This is a genomic window from Flavonifractor plautii ATCC 29863, from assembly GCF_000239295.1.
GTDB lineage: Bacteria > Bacillota > Clostridia > Oscillospirales > Oscillospiraceae > Flavonifractor > Flavonifractor plautii.
This window is the reverse complement of the sequence record NZ_JH417817.1, coordinates 12,732-13,440: the sequence shown is the minus strand read 5'-3', so window position 1 is coordinate 13,440 and position 709 is coordinate 12,732. Positions and strand designations below refer to the sequence as shown.

The window sequence follows — 709 nt, the reverse complement described above, 5'->3', positions numbered from 1 at the left end:
CGGCTTCTGCCGCCCCGGCCTGTTTTTGTCCCTCACCGCTCCAGAAAGGCGGCCAGCGCCACATCGTACTCCGGCAGCCCATTGGCCGCCCACAGCAGCTCGATGCCCAGCTCCCGCCGGGCCAGCGCCGCCAGATCAAAGCCGAACGCGGAAAAGGAGTAGCGCATCCGCCCCGGATTCCGGCAGGGCAGCCCGTCCCGCCGGGCGCAGCGGGGGCACAGCTCACACCGTCCCGCCGCGATGGTCCACGCCCCGCTCCGGGTCTGCTCCAGCGCCAGAAGGGTTTCCAGCAGTACCCGCTTGGCTGGTCCATAGGACGCCCGGCGCACCGCCTCAGCCCCCTCCGCCGTGGACACCTCCCGGCGCGTCTGTGCATCATAAAATACCTGCATGCCCAGCACATGGGCTGTCCGAAAAGGCCGCAGGGCCTCCGCCGCCGACGGTACCCCCGGCGGGCAGGACCAATCGTTTCCGTAGTCCGGGCAGGCCCGGCAGGCCTCCCGGAACCGCTCCGGGAAACAGTATTCCCCCAGCAGTTGCTCCACCGGGAGCTCCGCCGCCGTTATCCTGGTCTGATACATTTAACCGCCCCCATCGGCGTTTTCTCCGTGTTCCATTATAGCGCATTTTCCGCCAAATGGGAACTCCTGTTTTCCGCCCGGCCGGATATTCTGTAGGGGTGGGGCTTGTCCCCGCCCGCGGGCGGCCA

The 709-nt window shown here is 67.8% G+C and carries 1 protein-coding gene; it reads right to left on the bottom strand.

The window, feature by feature from the left end; genetic code table 11:
• Nucleotides 1-32: 32 nt before the first annotated feature.
• Nucleotides 33-581, bottom strand: coding sequence for a DUF2284 domain-containing protein (locus HMPREF0372_RS13525; RefSeq protein ID WP_007493522.1), 549 nt, complete (start codon nucleotides 579-581; stop codon nucleotides 33-35).
• Nucleotides 582-709: the final 128 nt, after the last annotated feature.